18 protein-coding genes are annotated in these 25,055 nt (G+C 71.3%); 6 read left to right on the top strand and 12 right to left on the bottom strand.

Annotation, left to right across the window (positions count from 1 at the left end):
- From AB0368_RS15475 to AB0368_RS15465, 3 genes are all read left to right on the top strand, one after another.
- Positions 1–5,199 carry a diguanylate cyclase gene (locus tag AB0368_RS15475; protein WP_366154511.1) on the top strand — a complete coding sequence of 1,733 codons (5,199 nt, stop codon included), beginning with the start codon at positions 1–3 and terminating at the stop codon, positions 5,197–5,199.
- A gap of 124 nt (positions 5,200–5,323) precedes the next feature.
- A complete protein-coding gene (locus AB0368_RS15470) occupies positions 5,324–7,381 on the top strand; it encodes a DNA topoisomerase IV subunit B (RefSeq protein ID WP_366154510.1) in 2,058 nt (685 codons plus the stop codon).
- A gap of 17 nt (positions 7,382–7,398) precedes the next feature.
- Positions 7,399–9,921 carry a DNA topoisomerase IV subunit A gene (locus tag AB0368_RS15465; protein ID WP_366154509.1) on the top strand — a complete coding sequence of 841 codons (2,523 nt, stop codon included), beginning with the start codon at positions 7,399–7,401 and terminating at the stop codon, positions 9,919–9,921.
- 321 nt (positions 9,922–10,242) lie between these two features.
- Here AB0368_RS15465 and AB0368_RS15460 read toward each other — a convergent pair whose 3' ends face one another.
- Positions 10,243–10,680: a MarR family transcriptional regulator gene (locus tag AB0368_RS15460; protein WP_366154508.1), complete on the bottom strand. Its 438-nt coding sequence runs from the start codon at positions 10,678–10,680 to the stop codon at positions 10,243–10,245.
- A 76-nt stretch (positions 10,681–10,756) separates the two neighbouring features.
- Here AB0368_RS15460 and AB0368_RS15455 point away from each other — a divergent pair, with 76 nt between their 5' ends.
- Positions 10,757–11,131, top strand: coding sequence for a cupin domain-containing protein (locus AB0368_RS15455; RefSeq protein WP_366154507.1), 375 nt, complete (start codon positions 10,757–10,759; stop codon positions 11,129–11,131).
- A 126-nt stretch (positions 11,132–11,257) separates the two neighbouring features.
- On the opposite strand, the gene AB0368_RS15450 is transcribed toward AB0368_RS15455, so the two are convergent.
- The 3 genes from AB0368_RS15450 to AB0368_RS15440 form a co-directional block, all read right to left on the bottom strand.
- Complete coding sequence (locus AB0368_RS15450) at positions 11,258–12,394, bottom strand: serine hydrolase domain-containing protein (RefSeq protein WP_366154506.1); 1,137 nt, start codon at positions 12,392–12,394, stop codon at positions 11,258–11,260.
- A 113-nt stretch (positions 12,395–12,507) separates the two neighbouring features.
- Positions 12,508–12,717 carry a hypothetical protein gene (locus AB0368_RS15445; RefSeq protein ID WP_366154505.1) on the bottom strand — a complete coding sequence of 70 codons (210 nt, stop codon included), beginning with the start codon at positions 12,715–12,717 and terminating at the stop codon, positions 12,508–12,510.
- Positions 12,718–12,776: 59 nt separating this feature from the next.
- Complete coding sequence (locus tag AB0368_RS15440) at positions 12,777–13,322, bottom strand: class I SAM-dependent methyltransferase (RefSeq protein WP_366154504.1); 546 nt, start codon at positions 13,320–13,322, stop codon at positions 12,777–12,779.
- Positions 13,323–13,458: 136 nt separating this feature from the next.
- Here AB0368_RS15440 and AB0368_RS15435 point away from each other — a divergent pair, with 136 nt between their 5' ends.
- Positions 13,459–14,709, top strand: a complete 1,251-nt coding sequence (locus AB0368_RS15435) for an ROK family transcriptional regulator (RefSeq protein WP_366154503.1) — start codon at positions 13,459–13,461, stop codon at positions 14,707–14,709.
- A 259-nt stretch (positions 14,710–14,968) separates the two neighbouring features.
- Complete coding sequence (locus tag AB0368_RS15430; protein ID WP_366154502.1) at positions 14,969–15,379, top strand: YjdF family protein; 411 nt, start codon at positions 14,969–14,971, stop codon at positions 15,377–15,379.
- Between the two features lie 54 nt (positions 15,380–15,433).
- Here the strand turns inward: AB0368_RS15430 and AB0368_RS15425 are convergent, their stop codons facing one another.
- The 8 genes from AB0368_RS15425 to AB0368_RS15390 form a co-directional block, all read right to left on the bottom strand.
- A complete protein-coding gene (locus tag AB0368_RS15425; protein WP_366154501.1) occupies positions 15,434–16,837 on the bottom strand; it encodes a GH1 family beta-glucosidase in 1,404 nt (467 codons plus the stop codon).
- A 70-nt stretch (positions 16,838–16,907) separates the two neighbouring features.
- Complete coding sequence (locus AB0368_RS15420) at positions 16,908–17,918, bottom strand: ABC transporter ATP-binding protein (protein WP_366154500.1); 1,011 nt, start codon at positions 17,916–17,918, stop codon at positions 16,908–16,910.
- Positions 17,915–19,006, bottom strand: a complete 1,092-nt coding sequence (locus AB0368_RS15415; protein WP_366154499.1) for an ABC transporter permease — start codon at positions 19,004–19,006, stop codon at positions 17,915–17,917. Before AB0368_RS15415 ends, AB0368_RS15420 begins: the two co-directional genes overlap by 4 nt.
- 3 nt (positions 19,007–19,009) lie before the next feature.
- Complete coding sequence (locus AB0368_RS15410; RefSeq protein ID WP_366154498.1) at positions 19,010–19,990, bottom strand: ABC transporter permease; 981 nt, start codon at positions 19,988–19,990, stop codon at positions 19,010–19,012.
- Positions 19,987–21,093: an ABC transporter ATP-binding protein gene (locus tag AB0368_RS15405; protein WP_366154497.1), complete on the bottom strand. Its 1,107-nt coding sequence runs from the start codon at positions 21,091–21,093 to the stop codon at positions 19,987–19,989. Before AB0368_RS15405 ends, AB0368_RS15410 begins: the two co-directional genes overlap by 4 nt.
- A 76-nt stretch (positions 21,094–21,169) precedes the next feature.
- A complete protein-coding gene (locus tag AB0368_RS15400; RefSeq protein ID WP_366154496.1) occupies positions 21,170–22,852 on the bottom strand; it encodes an ABC transporter substrate-binding protein in 1,683 nt (560 codons plus the stop codon).
- 101 nt (positions 22,853–22,953) lie between these two features.
- A complete protein-coding gene (locus AB0368_RS15395; protein ID WP_366154495.1) occupies positions 22,954–23,970 on the bottom strand; it encodes a LacI family DNA-binding transcriptional regulator in 1,017 nt (338 codons plus the stop codon).
- 194 nt (positions 23,971–24,164) lie between these two features.
- Complete coding sequence (locus AB0368_RS15390) at positions 24,165–25,001, bottom strand: NAD-dependent protein deacetylase (RefSeq protein ID WP_366154494.1); 837 nt, start codon at positions 24,999–25,001, stop codon at positions 24,165–24,167.
- Positions 25,002–25,055: the final 54 nt, after the last annotated feature.

The raw sequence follows: 25,055 nt of genomic DNA, 5'->3' as shown, positions 1-25,055 counted from the left end.
GTGCCGGCAGAACCGGCTGCGGTGCAATCAGAGCTCGGCGACGCCGCCGGGCTCGAAGTGCTGGGCGAACTCGGACGCGGCGCTCAGGCGGTCGTATACCGGGTACGGCGGGGCGGCACCCAGTACGCCCTGAAGATGCTGCTGGACGAGCCGCACCCGGAGGGTCTGCGCGAGTTCCGCCGCCAGGCAGCGCTACTTGCCTCGGTCGACAGCCCGAACGTGCCGAGGGTGCACAAGGCCGGCGAGGCCGGGGGCCGCCCGTACGTGGTCATGGACCTCGTGGAGGGCGAGTCCCTGGCGCGCCGGCTGCTGCGAGGCCCGGTCCGTGAGCGGCACGCGGTCTCGATCGGCGCCGACGTCGCCGCCGCCCTGCGCGCCGCCCACGAGCACCACCTCGTGCACCGCGACGTCAAGCCCGAGAACATCATGATCAGCAGCGCCGGGGCCGCCCACCTGGTCGACTTCGGGCTCGCTGCTGCCGCCACCGGCGCCGGACTCGGGCCGGACGACGCGATCGCCGGGACGCTGACGTACAGCGCCCCCGAGCAGACCGGCATGCTCAACCGGCCCGTCGACACCCGCTCCGACCTGTACGCCCTGGGTGCGGTGCTGTTCGAGTGCGTCACCGGGGCGCCGCCGTTCGCCGCGGACGACGTCGGCGAGCTGCTGCACCTGCACGCCACGGCGCCCGTACCGGATCCGCGGGCCCTGTCCCCGGGTCTCGGCCTCACCCTCGCGGCGATCATCGTCCGGCTGCTGGCCAAGGACCCGGACGACCGCTACCAGAGCGCTGCCGGCCTGCTCGCCGACCTGCGTCTGCTCGGTGCGGACCCGGCTGCGGTCTTCCCGCTCGGCGAGCACGACGGGCCGACCGTGTCGATCGAGGCGCCTCTCACGGGCCGTGACGCCGAGCTGGACACGCTCCGTGAATGCTGGACCGAGGCGACGTCGGGCCGAGGCGGGGTCGTGCTGCTGCACGGGCCCACCGGCTCGGGCAAGACCCGGCTGGCGGCCGAGCTCGACGCCCTGGTGCGCGACGCCGGTGGCGTGGTATTGCGCGGTGGCGCCTCCTCCAGCGACCGTCGGCCGATGGCCCCGCTGCGCGCGGCCGTCGACGCGTTCGTGAAGGGTCTGCTCAAGCGCCCCGGCGGGCGCGCCGCCGCGGCGGCCACCCTGCGGGCCGCGGCCGGACAGAGCGCGGGCCTGGTCACCAGCCTGTCGCCGGCCCTCGCGGACGTCCTCGGGGTGCCCGGGGTGGCGGGGGAGATCGGCCTCGGGCGGCACGCCGCCGCCGTCGCCGACCTGCTCACCGGCCTGACCCGCGCGGCCGGCCCGGTGCTGCTGCACCTCGACGACGCGCAGTGGTTCGACGACGGCACCCTCCGGGTCCTCGAGCAGCTCGCCGCCGGGGTGTCGGGCGTACCGATGCTGGTGGTCACGACCGGGCGTGAGCCGGCACTTCCCGTGCGCCTCGACGCCGGCCGGGTCACGGACCTCCCGGTGCCGCCGCTGACGTGGGAGGACGTCGCCGTTCTGATCTCGTCGTTGTCCGGCGGCATGCGGGTGCACGAGCACAGCGCCACCGCCATCACCATGCTGACCGGCGGCAACCCTTTCGTGACGCTCGCCTACGCCCGGGCCGTGATGGACGCCGGCCTGCTGTCACCCGACTGGGGGTCCTGGCAGGTCGACTCGGAAGGCGTACGCGACCTCGCGCTGCCCTCGGACTCCGCCCAGCTGGTCCTGCATCGCATGGGCGCCCTCGACCGGGAGAGCCGCCGCCTGCTCGGCATCGCGGCCGTCGTCGGGACGTCCTTCACCCCGGGCATCGTCGCCGAGGCCGCCGGAGTGGACCGCCATCGGGTGATCGACGTCCTCTCCGACGCCGGCCGTCATGGCCTCATCGCGCACGGCGACGGGCCGTACCGTTTCCTGCACGACAGCATCCGGGTGGCGCTGCTCGCCGAGCTCGACGAGGACGAGGTCCGCGACGTGCACCAGCGCATCGCCGACGTCCTCGACCGCCGCCCCGACCCCGACGTGTACGCCCTCGCCCGGCACTACGCCCTGGGCCACCCCGGCCTCGAGCCGGCCCGGGTGCTGCGCGCCTGCACCGCCGCGGGCGCCCGCGCGCTCGCCGAACACGCCCCGGACACCGCGCTGACCTTCCTCGAGTCCGCCCGGGACACCGGACTGCCCCTCGACAGTGCCTTCCTGCAGCTGCTGGGTACGGCGTACCACCAGAACGGACGCTTCGACGAGGCCCTGTCCACGCTCGACGAGGCGCTGGCGCAGGCCACCGGCCGCATCGAGCGGACCCGCATCCACCTGCTCCAGGCCCTCGTCCACGAGAGCAACTGGGGCGGCGCCGCGCAGCTGCGGGCCGTCGAGCAGGGACTGGCCGAGCTCGGGCGGCCGTTGCCCGCCAACCCGCTGCTCCGGGCGCTCTCCGGCCTGTGGTTCTTCGTCCTCGGCTGCCTCACCCGGATCACCCGGCTCGGCTACGGCACCGCCAAGGGCGAGCGGCGCGATCTGCTGCAGCTGGAGGCGACGCTGCACCACTACGGCGCTTCCGGCAGCATCCGGAAGCTGCGACCGGCCGGCTCGCTCTACCACGCGCTGCGCATGGTGTACCCGATCAACCGGCTGGGCCGGTCCCCGGAACGCGCCCGCGACCTGGTCGCGCTCACCATGGTGCTGCGGATGGCGGGCCTGCAGCGGCTCTCCGACAGGATCACCACGACCTCGTCGCGGGTGGCCACGGAGCTGGGCGACCCGACCCTGGTGGCCCGGATCGACTGGATGACGGCGATCGCCGTGCACGGCAGCGGCGCCGACTCCGGGGAACGGGTCCGCCGGGTGCTGATGGAGCGCGACCGCTTCCTCGACGTCGGACTGATCATCGACTGCTACGCCGTCCTGGGCTGGGACTGGCTGCTGCGCGGCGAGATCACCGAGGCCGAGGCCGCCGCCCCCGGCCGGCAGCGGTGGCTCGACGCGGCCGGGCAGGCCAACCGCAGCGCCATGGTGGCGATCGACGCGGGCATGCTCGCCATGCGGGGCCGCGCCGGCGAGGCGATCGCAACCCTCGGCCGGGCCGGAGACACCAAGGAGATCCACCAGATCGTCGACATGATCGTCGCCCGGATGCTCTCCGCCATCGAGCGCGACGACCTGGGCAGCGCCTTCGACGACGCCGTCGCGGAGTTCGACGGGCTCGGACTGCGCCCGCTCGACCTGCTGCCCGCTCAGCACTCGTACTTCGTCTACCGCGCGTACGGCCGGATCGAGCAGGCCCGCCGCGCCGCGCCGGCCGACTTCGACCGGGCGCTCGCCGCCGCCGAGGCCGCCGTCGGCACCCTCGGCCAGGTGACCAAGCGGCCGCTGGTCGCGGCCCACCACCGGGTGGCGAAGGCCGCCCTCGCCGTTCTGAAGCCGGGCCACGCCGAGGCCGCGCTCGACATCCTGACCAAGGCAGAGAAGCTTTTGCGTACGGTGGACGCCCCGTTGCCGTCGTTCGAGGCCGCTCTCGTGCGGGCCCGCGCACTTGCCCTCCTCGGCGTGGCCGGCGAGGCGGACCGCCAAGCCCGGATGGCCGCCGGCATCGCCGAGGACCGCGGCTGGCCGCACCGGGCCCGCCGGATCGCCGCGGAGTTCCGGCTCGACGCCGGCCGGCGCAACCGGGTCCCGGTCGTCGCCGCCCGCGGCCGCGCCGGGCAGCGCTGGGCCGCGCTCGAGCAGCTCAGCAACGCCGCGTCGCGGGTCATCGACCCGGACCGGCTCACCCGGATCGCCCTCGACGAGACCGTACGGCTGCTCGGCGCCGAGCGCGCCCTGCTGTTCCTCGTGGACGCCGACACCGGTGTGCTGGCCCCGTTCGTGGGCCGCGACGCCGGCGGGAACGACCTCGCCGAACTCGCCGGCTACAGCATCACCGTGGTGGACCGCGTCCGGCACAGCCGCGAGCCGCTCGTGGTCACCGGCACGGAGGAGGGCGCCGCCCTGGGCGCGGTGAGCGTCGTGCAGTACGGCCTCCGCAGCATCCTGGTCGCCCCGCTGGAGCTGGACGACCGCCTCCTGGGCGTGGTCTACCTGGACAGCCGCGTCGCCAAGGGCGTCTTCACCGTCGACGACGCCGACGTGCTGACCGCCATCACCCACCACATCGCGGTCGGCCTGGAGACGGCGCGGGCCGCCCAGCTCGAGGTCGCGGTGGCCGCCGCCAACCGCCAGCGCGACCTCGCCGAGACGCTGCGCCGGGCGATGGCACGGCTCAGCGGCACCCTCGACCCGGAGCTGGTGCTGCGCCGGCTGCTGCTCACCGCGCGCCAGACGCCCGGCGCCGAGCGCGGCTGGCTGCTGCTGGGCGCCCCGTCGTCCGACGAGATCACCGTGCTCAGCGACGCCGCCGGTGCGTTCACCCTGCGCCAGGACGACCACCCGGAACTGCGCGCGCTGCTCGGCACGCGGCAGGCCGACCTCATCGCGGGTACGCCGTCCTGGGCGGCCACGCTCGGCGACTACACCGGCGGCAGCTGGCTGACCGTCACGCTCGACGACCGGGAGGGCACGGTGGGCGTGCTCGTGCTCGCCTCCGGGCGGCCGCACGCGTACGCCGCCGCCGACCTCGGTGTCGCTGCGGCGCTGGTCGGGCAGGGCATGGTCGCGTACGACAACGCGCGGCTGTTCAGCCGGATCAACGAGCTCGCGACCACGGACAGCCTCACCGGGGTGGCCAACCGGCGGCGGTTCTTCGAGCTTGCCGAGCGGTCCCTGGCCGCCGCCCGGGAGGCCGGGAGCCCGGTCACCGCCCTGATGATCGACATCGACCACTTCAAGCGGATCAATGACGCGTACGGCCACCAGACCGGCGACGACGTCATCTGCTCGGTCGTCGCCCGGCTGCTCTCCTGCCTGCCGCCGGACGGCCTCGTCGCCCGGTACGGCGGTGAGGAGTTCGCCGTGCTGCTGCCCGGCGTCCGCGAGGACGGCCCCGCGCTCGCGGAGAAGCTGCGGGCGGCGCTCGACAACACGCCGGTGGACACGCGTACGGGGCCGATCCCGGTCACGATCAGCGTGGGCCTGGCCCGCCTGCGGCCCTCGGACACCACCCCGGACGCCCTGCTCGGACGCGCCGACGCGGGCCTGTACGAGGCCAAACAGGCCGGCCGCAACCGTGTCATGGCTCACGACGAGTAGCATTCGTCCCCTTCGTGCCACTCTTCGCAGGGGCGTGCCCGGTCGGCCTCACGGAACTCGTCGTACCTCCCCGGTAGGCTCGCCGCGTCGTTGACGGCTGCCACTGCTGGAGGAGTAGGACCTCGTGACTGCGCAACAGGAGATCCTGTACGGGGCCGACGACCTCACGCACCTCGAGGGTCTCGACGCGGTGCGCAAGCGGCCCGGCATGTACATCGGCTCGACCGACAGCCGCGGCGTCAACCACCTCGCCAACGAGATCATCGACAACGCCACCGACGAGGGCGTGGCCGGCCACGCCGAGCACGTCACGGTGATCCTGCACGCCGACGGCTCGGTCCAGGTCGACGACGACGGGCGCGGCATCCCCACCGACATCAACGCCAAGTCCGGCCTCAACGGCGTCGAGCTGGTGCTCACCCGGCTGCATGCGGGCGGCAAGTTCGGCGGCTCCGGCTACAAGACCTCCGGCGGCCTGCACGGCGTCGGCGCTTCCGCTGTCAACGCGTTGTCGTTGCGCTTCGACGTCACCGTCAAGCGCGACGGCAAGGTGCACGAGCTCTCCTTCCAGCGCGGCGTCCCCGGCGTGTTCTCCGCCGACGGCCCGACGGCGAAGTTCCACGCCGAGTCCGGGCTGCGCGTCGTCCGCAAGATGAAGCGCGGCGAGCGGTCCGGCACCTCCATCCGCTACTGGTACGACGCCCGCTACTTCGAGACCGGCGCGCGGCTGGACACCGACATCGTGCGGGCCAAGCTGCGCAACACCGCGTTCCTCGTGCCCGGCGTCGCGTACGTGCTGCGCGACCTCACCGGCGAGGCGCCGGCCGAGGAGACCTTCCACTTCCCGAACGGGCTCGGCGACATGGTCGAGTTCCTCACTCCGGCGGGCGACAAGCCGGTCTCGGGCATCCTCATGGTCACCGGTGAGGGCACCTACAAGGAGAACGCCGCCGACGCCAACGGCGTGATGCAGTCCAACGTCGAGCGGCGGGCCCAGGTCGAGGTCGCGTTCCGCTGGGGCACCGGCTACGACCGTACGGTCGAGTGCTTCACCAACACGATCCGCAACATGCACGGTGGCACCCACCATAAGGGTTTCGAGCGGGCCATGGTGCGGGCCATGAGCGAGGCCGTCCGCAACGCCCGCGGCCTGCTCAAGCCCAAGGAGGACGCCCCGGTCCTGGACGACTACCTGGAGGGCCTGACCGCGGTCATCCACGTCCGGGTGCCCGAGCCGCAGTTCACCTCGCAGACCAAGGACGAGCTCTCCACCGCCGGCATCACCCGGGTCCTGCAGGGCCTGGTCGAGCAGCACCTCAAGCAGTGGATCGACGACCGGCGCACCAAGAGCGAGGCCCGCACGGTCCTGCAGAAGGTGGTCGACGCCGCGCGCGTGCGGCTCACCCAGAAGCAGCAGAAGGACGCGGCCCGGCGCAAGACCGCGCTCGAGGGCGCCTCGATGCCGCCCAAGCTGGTCGACTGCCGCTCCACCGGCATCAACCGCAGCGAGCTCTACATCGTCGAGGGTGACAGCGCGCTCGGCACCGCCCGGATGGCCCGCAGCTCGGAATACCAGGCGCTGCTGCCGATCCGCGGCAAGATCCTCAACGTGCAGAAGGCCAGCCTGCAGCAGGTCCTCGACAACGCGGAGTGCTCGGCCATCGTCCAGGTGCTCGGCGCCGGCTCGGGCCGGACCTTCGACATCGGCGCCATGCGCTACGGCCGCGTCATGATCATGGCGGACGCGGACGTCGACGGCTCACACATCCGCACGCTGCTCATCACGCTCTTCGCCAAGTACATGCGCCCGGTGATCGAGGCGGGCCGGCTCTTCGCGGCCATGCCGCCGCTGCACAAGGTGAGCACCAAGGGCCGCAACGCCGAGACCCTGTACACGTACACCCAGCAGGAGATGGAGACGACCGTCGCCAAGCTGGAGCGGTCCGGCCGGACCGTGTCCAAGCCGGTGCCCCGGTTCAAGGGCCTCGGCGAGATGGACGCCGACGAGTTGTGGGACACCACGATGAACCCCTCCACCCGTACGGTCCGGCGGATCACGCTCGAGGACGTCGAGCGGGCCGAGGCCACGCTGGAGCTGCTGATGGGGGAGCGGGTCGAGCCCCGCAAGAACTGGCTGATCGAGGCCGCCGGCCGGATCGACCAGGAAACGATCGACGCCTGAGGGACGGGTCAACAGACATGGCACGCCGCAAGAACGAGCAGACCCGGGTGGACCTGTCGGCCTTCGACCAGGCCGGCGCCCACGTCATCGACAACCCGCTCACCACCGAGGTCGAGGACTCCTACCTGGAGTACGCATACTCGGTCATCCACTCGCGTGCGTTGCCCGACGCCCGCGACGGCCTCAAGCCGGTGCACCGCCGCATCCTCTGGTCGATGCAGGAGCAGGGCTACCGCCCCGATCGCCCGTACGTGAAGTCGGCCCGCGTCGTCGGCGACTGCATGGGTAAGTACCACCCGCACGGCAATCTCGCGATCTACGACGCGATGGTGCGCCTGGCCCAGGACTTCTCGCTGAACGTCCCGCTGATCGACGGGCACGGCAACTTCGGCAGCCCGGACGACGGCCCGGCCGCCGAGCGGTACACCGAGTCCCGGATGTCGCGGGAGGCGATGCTGCTCGTCGGCGAGCTCGGCGAGGGCACGGTCGACTTCAAGCCCAACTACGACGGCTCCGAGCGCGAGCCCACGGTGCTGCCCGCGGCGTTCCCCAACCTGCTCGTCAACGGCACCTCGGGCATCGCGGTCGGCATGGCCACCAACATGATCCCGCACAACCTCGGCGAGGTCGTCGCGGCGGCGCGGCACCTCATCACCGACCCGGAGGCCGACCTCGACACGCTCATGCGCTTCGTGCCCGGCCCCGACCTGCCCACCGGCGGGCAGCTGCTCGGGCTGGACGAGGTGCGCCGGGCGTACGAGACCGGCCGTGGCGTGGTCCGCATGCGCGCCCGGGCCCAGACCGGCCCCCTCGAGGGCGGCCGCGGCCGGCAGGCCATCACGGTCGTCGAGCTGCCGTACGGCGTGGGCACCGAGAAGATCATCGAGGCGATCACCGACGAGGTGAAGGGCAAGCTCATCACCTCCGGCCCCCGCAAGGGTCAACGGCAGGCCGCCCGCCTGCAGGGCATCGCCGACGTCAAGGACCTCACCGACCGCGAGCACGGCACCCGCCTCGTCATCGAGTGCAAGGTCGGCGTCAACCCGCAGGCGCTGCTCGCCGACCTCTACCGGCTCACGCCCCTGGAAAGCTCGTTCGGCATCAACAACCTCGTGCTCGTCGGCGGCCAGCCCCGCACGCTCGGGCTCAAGGAGCTCCTCGAGGTGTTCCTGGCGCACCGCTACGAGGTGGTCACCCGGCGCACCACGCACCGGCGTACCAAGCGGCAGGAGCGGCTGCACCTCGTCGACGGCCTGCTCATCGCGCTCATCGACATCGACCGGGTGGTCGCGATCATCCGCGGCAGCGACGACGCGGCGGCCGCCAAGGCGAGCCTGATGAGCGAGTTCGGCCTCACCGAGATCCAGGCCAACTACATCCTGGACACCCCGCTGCGCCGGCTCACCCGCTTCGACCGCATCGAGCTGGAGACCGAGCAGCAGCGGCTCAACGAGGAGATCGCCGAGCTCTCCCGGATCCTCGACAACGAGGACGTGCTCCGCCAGGTCGTCTCCGACGAGCTCGCCGCCGTCGCGACCGAGTTCGCCACGCCGCGGCGTACGACGCTGATCGACGGCGACCTCAAGGAGGTGCTGGCGGCGTCCGTCCCGGCCGGCCCGCTCGAGGTCGCCGACGACCCCTGCCAGGTCATCCTCTCGGCCACCGGGCTCATCGCGCGTACCGCGGCGGAGAGCGAGGAGGCGACGGAGGCCCGGCGCCGCAGCGGCCGCGTCAAGCACGACGCCGTCCGCGCGGTGGTCCACTCGACGGCCCGCGGCCGCGTCCTGCTCATCACCAGCGCGGGCCGCGCCTTCAAGACCGACGTCCTGCCCCTGCCGGTGCTGCCGGAACAGTCCGGCACGGTCTCCCTGCGCGGCGGCATGTCGGCCTCCGAGCTGATCCCGCTGGAGAAGGGCGAACGCGTGGTCGGCCTGGCCCCGCTGAACGCCGACGGCTCACCGGGCCTCGCGCTCGGCACCCGGCACGGCGTGGTGAAGGTCTGCGCCCCGGAATGGCCGGTCCGCTCCGACGAGTTCGAGGTCATCACCCTCAAGGACGACGACGAGGTCATCCAGGCCACCTGGCTGACCGACGGCGCGGAAGCCCTCGTCTTCGTCACCTCCGACGCCTCCCTGCTGCGCTTCCCGGCGAAACTCGTCCGCCCCCAGGGACTCAAGGGCGGCGGCATGGCCGGCGTCAACCTGGCGGCCGACGCGCAGGTGCTGTCCTTCAACGCGATCGACACCAGGGACGAACAGCACGGCGAGCCGATGGTGGTGACGTCCACCGGCACCCAGGTCAAGGTCACCCCGTTCGCGGCGTACCCGGCCAAGGGCCGCGCAACCGGCGGCGTCCGCGTGCAACGCTTCCTCAAGGGCGAGACGCAGCTGGCGGTCGCATGGGTCGGGCCCCGCCCGGTCGGCGCCAGCACCACCGGCGACCCGGTGGACCTCCCGGATCCGGACGGCCGCCGCGACGGCTCGGGCGAGGCGGTCCTGATGGGTCCGCAGATCGTCGGGCACCTGATCGAGCGCGGCTGACCCCGCCTCCCCATCTGGTTACCGCGAGTTGATCCCGACTCTGTGTGCTGTGAACGTTTGCTTGCGGTGGGACGGTTGGGGGCCGGGGTGACCAAGGCGGCTGTGGAGCGTTTTTATGCCGTCTTGGTCACCCCGGCCCCCAACCTTGCATGGTTTTACGCTGCGGGTGTGTGGTGGCTTGCTCGTCGCTGGGTGCCTGGCGGGGCTTCGTGGTCACGGTGCGGTGGGTGGTCTGGCTGCCGCGCTGTGGTTCTGGTAGGTGGGCTGGGCGGGCGGGCCAGGGTGGGTGGTGGTCCGGCGGACGCACCGCGCCGGTTGCGGTCACCAGGTGGGGCGCAGCCGGCCGGGCGTTGCGAGCTTGGAGAGGTCCTGGCGGAGTGCCATGAGGCGTTCCGGGCCCAGTTCCTTGGCCCACGGTCGCAGAACCTCCTCCGCTGCCTCATCGGCGGCTCGGGTGCAGGCCCGCCCCTTCTCCGTGAGCACGATCAGGCGGGCGCGGGCGTCCGTCGGGTGCGGGCGCCGTTCCACATAGCCCTTCTTCGCTAGTTCTTCCACCATCTGGCTGGCTGCCTGCTTGGTGACGTCCAGATGCTCCGCCAGCTGCACCACGGTGGCTCCCGTTCCGGAGAGGCGTGCGAAGGCGAAGCCGTGAGCCGGGCGCAGATCGGTGAAGCCGCGAGTGCGTACTCCGGCGTCGATGCCGTCCACCAGTGCTCGCGCGGCGCTCAACAGCAGCACCGGAAGGTCGAGGAGGGTCACGCGATCAGTTTGACATACAAGTCAAGCTGGTTGACTATGTAGTCAAGCTGCTTGACCAAATCAAGGGAGGTAAATCATGACTGTGATTCGTGAGCACGACGCGGTGGCGCATTGTCTGCACGGCGCGACGTTCCATTCGTTCCTGAGCCCGTCGCGGGGGAGCCGGGAGCTCTGCGCCTGGCGGCTCGAGATTGCCGACGGCACGGTGGGCGTGCCGCACCGGGTCAGTCGGGAGGAGGTCGTCCTCGTGCTCTCCGGGGAGGTGACCACGACCATCGACGGGGAGGCCGCCACGGTGCGGGCGGGGGAGGCCGCCTTCGTGCCGTCCGGGGCGGAGTTCGCGATCGACAACACGTCCGGCGGGCAGGCCACCGCGTGGGTGACCACCAGCGTCGGGCTGCGGGCCACGCTCCCCGACGGGTCTGAGATCAGCCCGCCCTGGGCGGCCTGACAAGCGCCGGGACGGCGACCGCTTACGGCATGGACCGTGCGGCCTGATCGGCGCCGGCGGCTGCGCCCCCGCGGCGGCCCTCACGTGGGACAGGGGACCGCTGATGGGCGGTCCCCTGTGGATCGCCTACCTGCAGAGGGCGGTGTCCAGCGCCGCGTCCACGTCCCGGGCCGCCTGCTCCGTGGCGATCAGGGACGTCACCGCCACCGTCGCCGCCTTCCCCGAGTTCGTGACCCCGTCCGCGGTCACGTAACCCGGCGCGATGCCGCCGTGTGTCCACGCGAATCCGCCGCAGCTCAACTTGAACGTTGCGATGCCGAGGCCGTACCGGGATCCGCCGACCGTGTCGAAGCCCGGCGCGTCCACCGTCTTCTTCATCTCCGCCAGCTGGGCCGGTGCGAGAAGTCTCCCGCCCAGCAGGGCCGTGAGGAAACGGTTCAGGTCTGCCGGCGTACCGATGAGGGCACCTGCGGACCACCCGGGTGACGGGTCCGATGTGGTGATGTCGACGGCGGGCTTGCCGTCCGTGGCGGGGAAGTAGCCGTGCGGGTGGGGGCCGCGGATGGTCTGCTCGCCGTCGCCCGGCCAGTAGGTGTCGCGGAGGCCGAGCGGCTCGATGATCCGGTGGGTGATCAGTTCGCCGATCGGGCGGCCGGTGACCTTCTGGGCGATGAGGCCGGCGAGGATGTAGTTCGTGTTGCTGTAGGCGAACTTCTCGCCCGGCTGCGACTCCGGCTTCGCGGCGAACGCCACGCGGAGGAGCTCGTACGGCTCGTGGTACGTGTGCAGGGCCGCGACGAAGTCCTTGAACAGCTCCTCGTCGTAGTCCGGCAGGCCGCTCGTCTGCTGCAGGAGTTGCCGTACGGTGATCCGCCGCCCGTCGATGCCGTCACCGCGCACGATGCCGGGCAGGTACGTCTCGACCGGCTCGTCCAGCGCGACCTTGCCCTCGCCGACCAGCTGGAGCATCACGGTCGCGGTGAACATCTTGGTGTTGCTGGCGAGCCGGACCCTGCCGGCGTCCGGAACCGGGGCGCCGGTACGCAGATCCGACACGCCTGCGGTGTACGTGCGGATGCTGCCGTCCGGCCGGCGTACCGAGGCGAGTGCGCCCGGGAAGCCGTCCTGGCTCACCAGGCGGTCGAGGCTGCGCTGCACCGGATGCGCGCCGCCGGCAGTGGCGGGAACGGCCGAAGCGCCGGTCACCGCGAGGCAGCAGGCGGCGGCCAAGGACGTGAGGAGTGGGGTACGGGTACGAGTCATGGATCTCTCCCTGCGGGCGTGTCGTCTCTACCCGCAGAGCATCTCCGTGGCGGGGACCGTGATCGATCCCCGCTGCTGGAGACCCGTGGTGGTGCCTGCTGTACCCGCGCCGCCTACTTCGACGGCTCGGGGATGTCGCACTTGATCTTCGGGTTGACACCGAGCCAGTTCAGCGGGCCTGCCACCACGGTGACGATGACCGTGCCGGCCTTGGCGCAACTGGTGTCGCCGGTGTCCTTGAAGTAGCCGCGCTCGAACGCGGCGACGGCGCCGAGCACGAGCCAAATGATGACGATGATTCCGCCGATCGATCCTGCGCGCATCGGGGGCTCCTAAACGATGTGGGGGAGTGGCCCGCGAGATACCCCGAACCCGTTGATCTCTAAACGGCCGTGCGCACCGCCTGCAGCGTGTAGGTGTGCGGAAGCCGGCGCGGGCGGTCCTTGACCTGCCACTCGCCGCCCGGGACCCGGGTCATCGTGCCCGGCAGCGCCTCCCAGGGGACCGTGTCGTGCTCGACGAGGCCGGTGATCGTCATGCCCGCCTCCAGCAGGGCGGTCACGATCTCACCCAGGCCGTGATTCCACGAGTGCGTGGTGGTGTGCTCGTCGGATTCGACGAAGCCGACCGGGGTGCCGGAGATCGCCGCGAGGCGGCGGGCCTCCGCGAGCGACGCCGGGGAGAAGTCGAGCCCGGTCATGGTCGCGCCCAGCCGGGCGAGCGACACGGTGTCCGTGCCGATGTGGCATTGCAGGTGGATGCCGCGCAGCCCGTCGATGTCGCCGAGCAGCGGCCGGTCGAAGGTGACGACGTCACTCAGATGGCGCGGATCCCGGGCGAAGGCGGCCACGTCGTAGCCGGCGGAGGCAGCGTGGGCCGGTGCCCGTTCGTCCCAGTTGGCGCGGTTGACGTCGCGATAGTCCGTCATGATCTCCGACCGTAGAGGATGCGGCGCGTGGTTTTCGCCCGGCGTCTGGCACATCATGGTGAAGGCATAGCGTTGAATGCGGGTCGACGCGGGCGGATGTAGAGGCGGGTGCGGGTTGGAGACCAGGCGTACGACGGTGCGGGACGTCCGCCGAGCGAACCGGGCCAGCCTGCTCACCGACCTCTTCCACGGCGGGCGGCAGAGCCGGCAGGAGCTCGGTGACACCACCGCGCTGAGCCAGGCCAGCGTCAGCAACCTCATCGGCGAGATGATCGAGGAAGGGCTGGTCGAGGAGGCCGGCCTGGTCGGCTCGGACGGCGGCCGGCCGCGGGCGCTGCTGCGGGTCGCGCCCGGTTACGGCTACGTCGCCGGGGCCGACGTGGGGGAGTCCCGGGTCACGGTCGAACTGTACGACCTGGCGATGTCCCGCCTCGGCTTCGCCCAGTTCCCGCTCGAGAGCGGGAGCGGCGCGGGTGCCGGGGCTGATCCGGAGTCGGCTGCGGAGAAGCTGCTTGAGGGGCTCGATGCGGTCGTCGCGGAGGCGGGCATCGAGAAGTCCGAGGTCCTCGGCTTCGGCGTGGGCGTCGCCGGCGTGGTCGACCAGAGCGGGGAGGCGCCGGTGGTCCATTCCCAGACGACCGGCTGGGACGGCGTGCCGCTCGGGCGGATGCTGCGCGACGGCACCGACGTCCCGATCTTCGTGGAGAACGGCGCGAAGGCCGTCGGCCAGGCCGAGATGTGGTTCGGCGCCGGCCGCGGGGCGCGGCACGCGGTCATCGTCATGGTCGGTACGGGCGTCGGCGCCGCGGTGGTGGTGGACGGCCGGAGCTACCGCGGCGCCCACAGCAACGCGGGCGAGTGGGGCCACACCACGCTGGTGTACGACGGGGACGTGTGCCGGTGCGGTGCGAAGGGGTGCCTGGAGGCGTACATCGGCTCGGGCAAGGTGATCGCCCGGCTGGCCGAGGTGACCGGCCAGGAGCCCGACCCGAAGCTGCTCAACCGGGTGCTGGCCGCGCAGGGGGAGCTGGACGAGGGGGTCGCGGAGGTCATCCGGCAGACGGTCGGCTACCTCGGCGCCGGGATCGCGGGACTCGTCAACCTCTTCTCGCCCGAGCGCATCGTGCTCGGCGGCCCGGCGGGCTTGCCACTGGGAGAGCGCTTCCTTTCGGACATTCGGGACGCGGCCGCGCGCAATGCCCTGCGCCATCCGTACTCGCGGACCCGGATCGATCTCTGCCAGCTGGGACCCGACGCGGTCGCGATGGGCGCGGCCACCCTGCCGATCGCCCGGCTGCTCGCCGACGGCGGCCTCCCGGTCACCGCCGGGGCGGCGCCGATGTCACGGGCGGCCCACCGCCGGTCCCTGAGCCGCGGCCGCCCCTGAAGCCGCGGCCGCCCTGAAGCAGTGGCCGCCCTAGAGCCCGCGATCGCCCCTGAGCCACCGCCGTTCTGACGGACGGGCGGCATTCTTGGATGCGGCCGTGGCATGCCCTCGGCTACGCTGCCGGCGCGCGAAAACACTGCCCCGTCGGTAGTCGGGGCGCCGCCCGTTGCGGGCGGCCCGTCTCCTGCCGGTCGCGCCGTCGACCGGTTGTCCAGCGCAGGACGAACCATGCCTGCGCCCGGGAGACACGATGGCAACGATGACGGTGTATTTCGACGATCCGTTCTGGGTCGCTGTGCTCGAAGTGCTCGACGGCGACCGGGTACGTGCCACCCGGCACGTCTTCGGCGCCGAGCCGACCGACCCGGAGCTCTACGAGTTCCTGCTCCGCCACGGCGGCGGCCTGTTGGCGTGCGCTCAGCAGAGCCCTGCCGTGGCGGTCCCTCAGGCGCCGCCGGCGCCGCGTAATCCGAAGCGGATGGCTCGTGCCGCTGCGCGCGCGGCCGCCGAGGCCCGGCCGAGCACCGCTGCTCAGGAAGCCGTGAAGAAGGCCACGGAACTCCGCAAGCGAGCGTCAGCGGAGCGTGGCCGCGAGCACCGGGAGGCGCACGCCGAGCATCGCCGGGAGTTGCGCCGCGCCAAGTCCCGCGCCCGCCACCGAGGTCACTGAACGCACGAAGCAGGGCGCGACGGCTGTCGCGCCCTGCTCGTGAGGCAAAGGGTGTCAGGCGTTGCGGTGCCGGCTGATCGTGTCGCGGTACCACAGCGCCGACTGCTTCGGGGTGCGCTGCTGCGTCGCGTAGTCCACGTGCACGATGCCGAACCGCTTCGCGTACCCCTCGGCCCACTCGAAGTTGTCCAGCAGCGACCAGGCGAAGTACCCGCGGATGTCCGCGCCCTGCTCGCGGGCCGCCGCCACCGCGGCGATGTGCTCCGCCAGGTAGGCCGTGCGGTCCTCGTCGGCCACCGCGCCGGACTCGTCGGCCACGTCGTCGAAGGCCGCGCCGTTCTCGGTGACGACGAGCGGCAGGCCGGGGTAGTCCTGGTGCAGGCGTACCAGCAGCTGGGTGAAGCGTTCCGGGGTGATGGGCCAGTTCATCGCCGTCCGGGGGCGGTCCGGCAGGATCGCGCGGACCACGGGCCGGCCGTCGGCGTCCACGGTGCTGCCGTTCTCGTCGGTGCCGCTGAAGTCCTGTCCGAAGTAGAAGTTCACGCCCAGCACCTCGAACGGGGTCGAGATGATCTCCAGGTCGCCGTCCTGCACCGGGAAGGCGGTGCCGCGGGCGGCCAGTTCGTCGACCATGTCCTGCGGGTACGTGCCCTTGTGCAGCGGGTCCAGATAGATGCGCAGGCCCATGCCGTCGGCGCGGCGGGCGGCGTCCCGGTCAGCCGGCGAGTCGGTCGCCGGGTCGGCCGTACCCATGTTGAGGGTGATGCCGAAGGTGTGGTCGCGTGTCGCCGCGGCTTTCATCCGCTGGGTCGCGAGGCCGTGGCCGAGCAGCAGGTGGTGCACCGCCGCGACGCCGGCGTCGAAGTCCTTGCGGCCCGGGGCGTGCACGCCCGTGACGTAGCCCAGCCAGGCCGAGCACCACGGTTCGTTGAGCGTGGTCCACGTGCCGACGCGGTCGCTGAGCCTGTCGAAGACCATCATCGCGTAATCGGCGAACCGGTACGCCGTGTCCCGGTTCGGCCAGCCGCCGGCGTCCTCGAGCTCCTGCGGCAGATCCCAGTGGTAGAGCGTGACCCAGGGGTCGATGCCGGACGCGAGCAGCTCGTCGGTGAGCCGGTCGTAGAAGGCGAGGCCGGCCGGGTTCACCGGACCGCGGCCGCGCGGCTGGACCCGCGGCCAGGCCACCGAGAACCGGTACGTGTCCACGCCCAGGCTCTTGATCAGGGCCACGTCCTGGGGCATCCGGTGGTAGTGGTCGCACGCGACGTCGCCGTTGTCGCCGCCCACGACGGCGCCGGGCACCCGGCAGAAGGTGTCCCAGATGGACGGTGTCCGCCCGTCCTCGGCGACGGCTCCCTCGATCTGGTACGACGAGGTGGCGACGCCCCACTTGAACGACGGGGGGAAGTCGGCTGCGGGGAGCAGCAGCCCGGGGGCGGAGCTGGCGGTGGGATTCATGCTTCTCCTGGTGGGGATGGATAGGAGACGGCCCCGGCTGAGAGGGGCCGGGGCCGTCGAATCTCCGTGGTCAGCCGACCGGCTGCTTCACCGGGTGGAGCCAGCAGGCCACGGTACGGGTGGACCCGTCCGGGGTGTCCGGGTTGCCGAGCACCGGGATGTTGTCGGCGCACGGGTCGAACACCTTGGGGCAGCGCGGGTGGAACGAGCAGCCGGTCGGCATGCCCTTGAGGTCCGGCGGCGAGCCGGGGATGCCGCTGAGTTCCCGGCGCGGTCCGCGCAGGGCGGGGAACGAGCCGAGCAGGCCTGCGCTGTACGGGTGCAGCGAGTCCCGGTACAGCGTGGGGGCATGCGCCTCCTCGACGATCCGGCCGCCGTACATGATCGCGATCCGGTTGGAGAACTCGACCAGCAGGGACAGGTCGTGGGTGATGAAGATGACCGAGAAGCCCAGCCGTTCCCGCAGCTCGATGAGCTGGCCGAGGATCTGCCGCTGCATCACCACGTCCAGGGCTGTGGTCGGCTCGTCCATGATGACCACCTGCGGCTGCAGGATCAGCGCCATGCCGATCATCACGCGCTGGCGCATGCCGCCGGAGAGCTGGTGCGGGTAGGCGTCCATCCGGTCGGGCGAGATGCCGACCAGCTTGAGCATCTCGCGGGCGCGGGCGTTGCGGCTGTGCGCCGTCATCTTCGGCTCGTGCGCCTGGAGGACGTCGGTCAACTGCGTGGAGATTTTGTGTACGGGGTTGAGCGAGTTCATCGCCCCCTGGAACACGATCGCCGTCTCCGCCCACCGGAACTTGCGGAGTCCCTCGTCGTCCAGGCCCAGCACGTCGTACGGCTCGGCGTTCTCCGGGTGGTAGATCACCTCGCCACCGCTGATCACGCCCGGCGGGGCGAGCAGCCGGGTGAGGCCGTACGCGAGGGTCGACTTGCCGGAGCCGGACTCGCCGGCCAGGCCGAGGACCTCACCGCGGTGCAGGGTCAGGTTCACGTCGCGTACCGCGTGCACCGCCTGGTCGCCCAGGCCGTAGTCCACGTTGAGGTTCTTGATCTCGAGGACGGGCTGGCCGCTCACTGGGTGGCCTCCTTGTTGCCGCGGTTCACCGGCGTCGCCGCCGCTGTGGTGATCGTGGGGATCGGCCGCGCGTGGGTGTGCGGCGCCGACGTGTTGCTCAGCACCGGGGTGAAGCCGACTCTCATCCGTACCGTATGGCCGGAGGCGGTCTTGACCTTGGTCTTGCCGGCACTGCGCAGGCGGGGGCTGACGAACTCGTCGATCCCGAAGTTGATCAGCGCCAGGGCGGTGCCGAGGAAGGCGATCGCCAGACCGGCCGGGACGAACCACCACCAGGCGCCCTGGGCCAGCGCCTGCTGGCTCTGCGCCCAGAAGAGGATGGTGCCCCAGTTCCACGTCGAGACCGACCCGATGCCGATGAAGGCCAGGGTGATCTCGGAGGTCACCGCGAAGATGACCGTGCCGACGAAGCCGGAGGCGATGATGGCGGTCAGGTTGGGCAGGATCTCGAACAGGATGACCCGCCAGGTCGACTCGCCGTTGGCCCGGGAGGCCTCGACGTATTCGCGCCGGCGCAGCGACAGCGTCTGGGCCCGGAGGATGCGGGCGCCCCAGGCCCAGGACGTGAAGCCGATGATCAGGGCGACCAGGGCGTCACCGCCGCCGGGTGCCGCCGCCGTCACGATGATGATCAGCGGCAGGGCGGGGATGACCAGGAAGACGTTGGACAGCGCCGAGAGCCCGTCGTCCCAGCCGCCGCCGAGGTATCCGGCGGTGACACCGATGAGGACGGACAGGATCGTGGCGATGACACCGGCCGAGAGGCCGACGAGCATGACGCCGCGGGTGCCGACCAGCACCTGGCTGAACACGTCCTGGCCGAGGTGGGTGGTGCCGAACCAGTGGTCGGCGGAGGGCGGCGCGGTCAGGGCCGGGCCGCGGGCGTCCGGGTCGTACGGCGCGACCCAGGGACCGATGATCGCGAAGAGCAGGTAGAGACCGAGCACGATCAGGCCGGTCATGGCCTTCGCGTTGGAGACGAAGCGGAACCGCTTGCGCTTGCCCTTGACCGGCTTCGCCGACTCGGGCTGGGCCATCGCCCCCTGTCCGGGGATGACCTGCTCGACGCTGGAGGTGGGGATGGTCACCGGTCAGCCCTCCTTGCGGGTACGCGGGTCGAGCATCAGGTAGACGACGTCGGCGATGAGGTTCGCCACCAGCACCGAGATGGTGATGACCAGGAAGATGCCCTGCATCAGCGGGTAGTCCTTGGCGCCGACCGCCCGAAAGAGCAGGAAGCCGAGCCCCGGGTACGAGAAGACGATCTCCACCAGCAGCGTGCCGCCGACGATGAAGCCCAGCGACAGAGCGAAGCCGGACACGTTGGGCAGCAGGGCGTTGCGGGCCGCGTAGCTCAGTGACACCCGGCGGTCGGAGAGGCCCTTGGCGTGCGCGACCGTGATGTAGTCCTCCGCCGCGACGGTCACCATCATGTTGCGCATGCTCAGGATCCAGCCGCTGACCGACGAGATGAGGATCGTCAGCGCGGGCAGCAGGCTGTGCTGGATGGCACTGGGGATGAAGTACTGGTCCCAGGCCGGCACCAGGCCGGGTTCGTAGCCGCCCGAGGACGGGAAGAAGCTGTCCGGGCCGGCGAGCAGGTAGATCGCCAGCAGGCCGAGCCAGAAGTACGGCACCGAGGACAGGAACGTCGTGGTCGGCAGCAGGCCGTCGATCCACGAGCCGCGCCGCCACCCGGCGAGCACGCCGAGGCCGGTGCCGATGAAGAAGCTGATGATGGTGGTGATGCCGACCAGCGCCACGGTCCAGGGCAGCGCGTCGGCGATGACCTCGGAGACCGGGGCCGGGAACGCGGTGAACGACAGGCCGAGGTCGCCGTGGAAGAGCTGCTGCCAGTAGTCCACGTACTGGCTCCAGACGCTGGCGTCCTTGTCGAGCCCGAACAGCACGTAGAGCGAGTCGATCGCCTCTGTGCTCATCTGCCCCTGGAAGCGGGCGAGCAGCGACTTGACCGGGTCGCCCGGGATCATCCGCGGGATGAAGAAGTTGATGGTGATCGCGGCCCACGCCGTGAAGACGTAGAACAGGATCCGCTGGAGCAGGTACCTCATCGGGCGCCCTCCACCTTCACGATGCCCGCGGCCGCGGCCGACCCGGGCTGCTGCGCGGCGACGGTGGCCTCGTCGTAGAGCCAGCAGGCGGCCCAGTGGCCGGCGGCGTCGCCGATCTCGAGGCGGACCGGCAGGTCCGTGGTGCAGCGCGGCATGGCCATCGGGCAGCGCGGGTGGAAGCGGCAGCCGGCGGGCGGGCGGATCAGGCTGGGCGGTTCGCCGTTGCCGCGGTCCCCGGCGTCCTCGAGCATGTTGTGGATGCGGTCCGGGTCCGGTGCCGATTCGATCAGGAGCCGGGTGTACGGGTGGGCCGGCGACTGGGTGACGCTCTCGCTGTCGCCGCCCTCGACCATCCGGCCCGCGTACATGACCAGGGTCTCGTCGGCGAAGTAGCGGGCCGACGCGATGTCGTGGGTGATGTAGAGGATCGCGAGGTTGAGCCGTTCCTTGAGGTCCCGCAGCAGGTTGAGCACGCCGAGACGGATCGACACGTCCAGCATGGACACCGGTTCGTCGGCGAGCAGGGCCTCGGGGTTCGCGCCGAGGGCCCGGGCGATCGCGACGCGCTGCCGCTGGCCGCCGGAGAGCTCGTGCGGGAACTTGTCGAGGTAGCGCTCGGGCGGGGTCAGGCTGACCCGCTCGAGCAGGTCGGCCAGGGCGTTCTCGAGGTCCGCGGCGGAGCTGCCGGCGTTGCCGTGGATCTTCAGCGACCGGGTCAGGTGATACCGGATGGTGTGCACCGGGTTCAGCGAGGCGAACGGGTCCTGGAAGATCATCTGGACCCGCCGGACGTACGACCGGAACTGCCGCCCGCCCCTGACCCGCGTCGACCTCCCGTGCAGCTGGATGTCGCCGCCGGTGCGCGGGTACAGCTGCGCCAGCAGGCGCGCCACCGTGGACTTGCCGGAGCCGGACTCGCCGACGAGCGCGACCACCCGACCACGTCGCAGCGTCAGGTTCACGTCGTCGACCGCGTGCACGGCGTCGTGCTCGCGCTTGAACAGGTCGCGCAGCTTCCGGCGGACGGGGAAGTGCTTGGTCAGGCCGATCGCCTCTAGCACCACCTCGCTGGCCGGCGCTTTCGCGTCGGGGCTCAACGTCATGCCGAGTTCCTTCGGGAAAGGGGGGTCACTGCCGCGGGCCGCCCCCGGGACGCGGGTCCCGGGGGCGGCACAGCGGTCAGGAATTGGCGGGCTTGAGGTGCAGGACGACGTCCAGGGCGTTGGCCTGCGTGGGCTGACCGGCGCCGTAGGGGTTGGTGTCGTCGGGCCAGCCGACCCAGTTCTTCGTGCTGTACGCCATGCCGACGTTGTCCGCGCCGACCGGGATCATCGGGGCCTGCTCGACGAAGACCTTCTGGAGCGTGTTGATGGCGGTGGTACGCGCGGCGTCGTCCGAGGCGGTCGCGTAGTCCTGGATCGCCTTGGTCGCGTCGTCGTTCTTGAAGCGGCCGAAGTTGCCCGCCGGGGACGCGGTGCCGACCGGCTTGAGAAGCTTGCCGTCCATCACCGTCTGGTAGATGTCCCACGGCGTCGAGCCGCCGTTGGTCCAGCGGAAGGTGGCGTCGAAGTTGCCCTCCTCGACGTTGCGGAACCAGGCGTCCTGGTTGGCCTTGTCGACGGTGGCCGCGATGCCGATCTCGGCGAGGTTGCTCTTCACGATCTCGAGCGAGGTCTGGTAGTCGGACCAGCCGCTCGGGTCGGTCAGGGTGATCTTGACCGGCTTGCCGCTCGGGTCGGTCAGCGTGGTGCCGTTGAGCTTGTAGCCGGCCTGCTCGAGCAGGGCCTTCGCGCCCGCCACGTCGACGGCGTGGGTCTTGCCCTTGTACTCCGGCGCAATGAATGCGTCACCGGCCGGCGTCGGCAGGCCGGTCACGCTGGTGACCAGCGGGTGGAAGTAGCCGGCCTCGGCCTGGTTGAAGATGTCCTCGCGGTTGACGACCAGGTTCATCGCCTGGCGCAGCTTCGGGTCGTCGAACGGCTTCTTGGTGGTGTTGATGTAGAGGCCGTGGATGCCCAGCACCGGCGGCGCCCAGACCTTGTAGTGCGCCGGGTCCTTGTCGAGGAAGACCGTCTTGTAGTTCGGGATGAAGACGAAGCTCCACTCGTTGGAGCCGTCCGACAGGGCGGTGGTCTGCGCGTTGTTGTCGGTGTACGACGTGTAGCGCAGCTCCTTGACCTGCGGCAGGTCCTGCCAGTAGCCCTCGGTGCGCACCGACAGCGTGGTGGTCTGCGGGGTGAAGGACTTCAGCGTGTACGGGCCCGAGCCGATCGGGCTCTTGTTGGCGTCCTTGCTCGGGTCGCTGATCTTCTCCCAGACGTGCTTGGGCACGATCGGGGTCTGACCCAGCCACTTGTCCTTGTAGACGAACATCGAGCTGGTGAACGTCACGGTGACCGTGTTGCCGCTGGCGGTGACCTCGCCGTACGGGGTGGCGCCGGTGTTGAGCGCCTCGTTCTTCTTGATCAGGTTGAAGGTGAAGGCGACGTCGTCACCGGTGACCTTCTGCCCGTCCGACCAGGTCGCGTTGTCCCGGACGGTGATCGTGACCTTCTTGAAGTCGGGCGACCACTCGGCGCCGGTGGCCAGCCACGGCTTCGACGGGTCGGCCGGCTTCACCGGGTTCCACATCATGAGGGGCTCGTAGATCATCCAGCGGTAGCCCAGCGAGGCGCCCGCGGACGTGCTCAGGAACGGGTTGTGGTTCTCCGTCTGCGGACCGTTCGGCATGCCGACGGTGAGGAAGGTGCTGCCGCCCGACGAGTTCTTGTTGCCCGCGTTCGGCGAGTCGCTGCAGGCGGCGAGCCCGCCCGAGGCGAGCACGCCCGCCAGGGCGACCGCGAACAGTTTCCTTCTCTGCATCTCTAGATCTCCTCAGGTAATGCGATTCGGGTGAGAGGGGTGCCCGAGGAAGGGCGGCGGTACGGCCGGGCGCCGAGGCGACCGGCGGGTGAGGTGAAGGGTCAGGCCGGGGCCGGGCCGGCTCCGGTGGAGCCGCGGGCCATGAAAGTGGCGGGAATGACGGTCGGGCGGTTGGGCAGCGGTGAGCCCTCGAAGTGGGCGAGCAGCGTGCGTGCCGCGGCCTCGCCCATCTCGCGCAACGGTTGGTGCACGGTGGTGAGCGGCGGCTGGGTGTGCGCCGCCATCGGGATGTCATCGAAGCCCACCACCGCGACGTCCTGCGGGATCCGCCGGCCGCTGTCGAGCACGGCCTGCATGGCGCCGGTGGCGGAGAGGTCGTTGTGGGCGAACACGGCGTCGAAGTCGAGTCCCCCCTCGATCGCGGCATTGACCCCCTCGAAGCCGCAGGCGATGGTGAAGTCGCCGGGCAGTACGTGGCTCGCGGGGATCGGGTGGCCGGCCTCCGCGTACTCGGTGGCGAAGCCCTCGAGGCGCTGGACGGTGCAGCCGAAGCGTTCCGGACCGGCGATCACCAGCGGCTTGTGGCGGCCGATCTCGAGCAGGTGCCGGGCGGCGGCGCCGGCTCCGGTGAAGTTGGTGGTGCCCACGCTCGGGATCTGGCCGGGCTGCACGTCGCGGTCGTCGATGAGCACCACCGGCAGGCCGCGGGCGTGCAGCATGGCGATGTAGTCGAGGGTGCCCTCGGGCTCGATCACCAGCAGTCCGTCGAAGCTCTTGGCGGAGACCTGCGCGCCGAACTGGCGCATCGACTCCTCGCCGCGGTTGCAGGTGAACAGGAGCAGCCCGTACCGCTCGGTCTCGAGCACGTCGACGGCGCCCTGGAGCACCTCGCCGATCCACGGCCAGGTGAGCGAGGGGACCAGCATGCCGACGACCCGGGTCCGGCCCCGGGCCAGTCCGACGGCACGGGAGCTGGGCACGTAGCCCATTTCCTCGATCACGGCGCGGACCCGGGCGGCGGTGGACTCGTCCAGCTCACCCTTGCCGTTGAGGACGCGGGACACGGTGGTCTTGCTGACCTTGGCCCGGGCCGCGACATCGGCGATGGTGATCGGCAACGTGTCCTCCGACAGTGTCTGCGCGGTAACTCCGCTGGTTCGGAACCGGTTTCGGGAGCGGTTCCGGGCAGTAAACTCCGGTGAGCCCGGTCACGTCAACGCGTCGCATCTTTATTTAGGTTTCGAGACGGTAACCACGAGAGAGCGCTCTCGTTAAAACGCGCATATCGACCAGCCTCAGTCTGGCTGAGGGGTCAGGAGGGTACGGGCACGCCCTCGACGCGCCGGACGATCTCCGGCAGCACGCGGCCCAGGGGGGCGTCGACGGTGAGCTGGGCGTAGGGCTCGCCGCGCGTCACGCCCTGGTTGACGATCGCCACCCGGGTCCCTTGCTTGGCGGCGCGCAGCACGAACCGGCGGCCGGACATGACGGTCAGCGAGGAGCCCAGCACGAGCAGGGTCCGCGCCCCGGCGACGAGCTCGAAGCTGCGGCTGACCCGCTCCGGCGGGACGGTCTCGCCGAAATAGACGACGTCCGGCTTCAGCATGCCGCCGCACGCCCCGCAGCCCACCACCGTGAAGCCCTCCAGCTCGGCGTCGTCGATCTCCACGTCGCCGTCCGGGTTCACCTGCGACACGGCGGCCGCGAAGCCGGGATTGGCGGCGTCGAGCCGGTCCTCCAGCTCCGCCCGGCCCGTACGGTGGCCGCAGTCCAGGCAGATCACCCGGGCCAGGTTGCCGTGCAGCTCCACGACGCCGTGCGCGCCGCCGGCCTGGTGCAGCCCGTCGACGTTCTGGGTGACGAGGCCGTCGAGCCGGCCGAGCTCCTGCAGGCGCGCGACCGCCCGGTGCCCGGCGTTGGGGCGGGCGTCCCCGATCGTGCGCCAGCCGAGGTGGCTGCGGGCCCAGTACCGGCGCCGGGCCACCGGATCCCGGGTGAACGCCTGGAAGGTCATCGGGGTCGCGCGCCGGGCGGCACCGGAGGGGCCGCGATAGTCGGGGATCCCGGATTCGGTCGAGAGCCCCGCACCGCTGAGCACGACCACGCCGCCGTCGCCGACCCATCCGGCCAGCTCGTCCACTCGTTCCACCGCTCCATCGTCCCTCACCGACGTCACCCGCCGGAGTGGGACGAAGTACCCAGT

Source organism: Actinoplanes sp. NPDC051475 (assembly GCF_040689425.1).
Taxonomy (GTDB): domain Bacteria; phylum Actinomycetota; class Actinomycetes; order Mycobacteriales; family Micromonosporaceae; genus Actinoplanes.
Note: the sequence above shows the minus strand (reverse complement) of the source record. Positions and strands in the feature narration are given on the sequence as shown.

Excerpts from the sequence above, each read along its gene's own strand:
- AB0368_RS15430 (WP_366154502.1), top strand. The coding sequence starts at position 14,969 with ATGACGGTGTATTTCGACGATCCGTTCTGGGTCGCTGTGCTCGAAGTG.
- AB0368_RS15405 (WP_366154497.1), bottom strand. The coding sequence starts at position 21,093 with ATGACGTTGAGCCCCGACGCGAAAGCGCCGGCCAGCGAGGTGGTGCTA.
- AB0368_RS15465 (WP_366154509.1), top strand. The coding sequence starts at position 7,399 with ATGGCACGCCGCAAGAACGAGCAGACCCGGGTGGACCTGTCGGCCTTC.
- AB0368_RS15450 (WP_366154506.1), bottom strand. The coding sequence starts at position 12,394 with ATGACTCGTACCCGTACCCCACTCCTCACGTCCTTGGCCGCCGCCTGC.
- AB0368_RS15455 (WP_366154507.1), top strand. The coding sequence starts at position 10,757 with ATGACTGTGATTCGTGAGCACGACGCGGTGGCGCATTGTCTGCACGGC.
- AB0368_RS15410 (WP_366154498.1), bottom strand. The coding sequence starts at position 19,990 with ATGAGGTACCTGCTCCAGCGGATCCTGTTCTACGTCTTCACGGCGTGG.
- AB0368_RS15440 (WP_366154504.1), bottom strand. The coding sequence starts at position 13,322 with ATGACGGACTATCGCGACGTCAACCGCGCCAACTGGGACGAACGGGCA.
- AB0368_RS15400 (WP_366154496.1), bottom strand. The coding sequence starts at position 22,852 with ATGCAGAGAAGGAAACTGTTCGCGGTCGCCCTGGCGGGCGTGCTCGCC.
- AB0368_RS15425 (WP_366154501.1), bottom strand. The coding sequence starts at position 16,837 with ATGAATCCCACCGCCAGCTCCGCCCCCGGGCTGCTGCTCCCCGCAGCC.
- AB0368_RS15445 (WP_366154505.1), bottom strand. The coding sequence starts at position 12,717 with ATGCGCGCAGGATCGATCGGCGGAATCATCGTCATCATTTGGCTCGTG.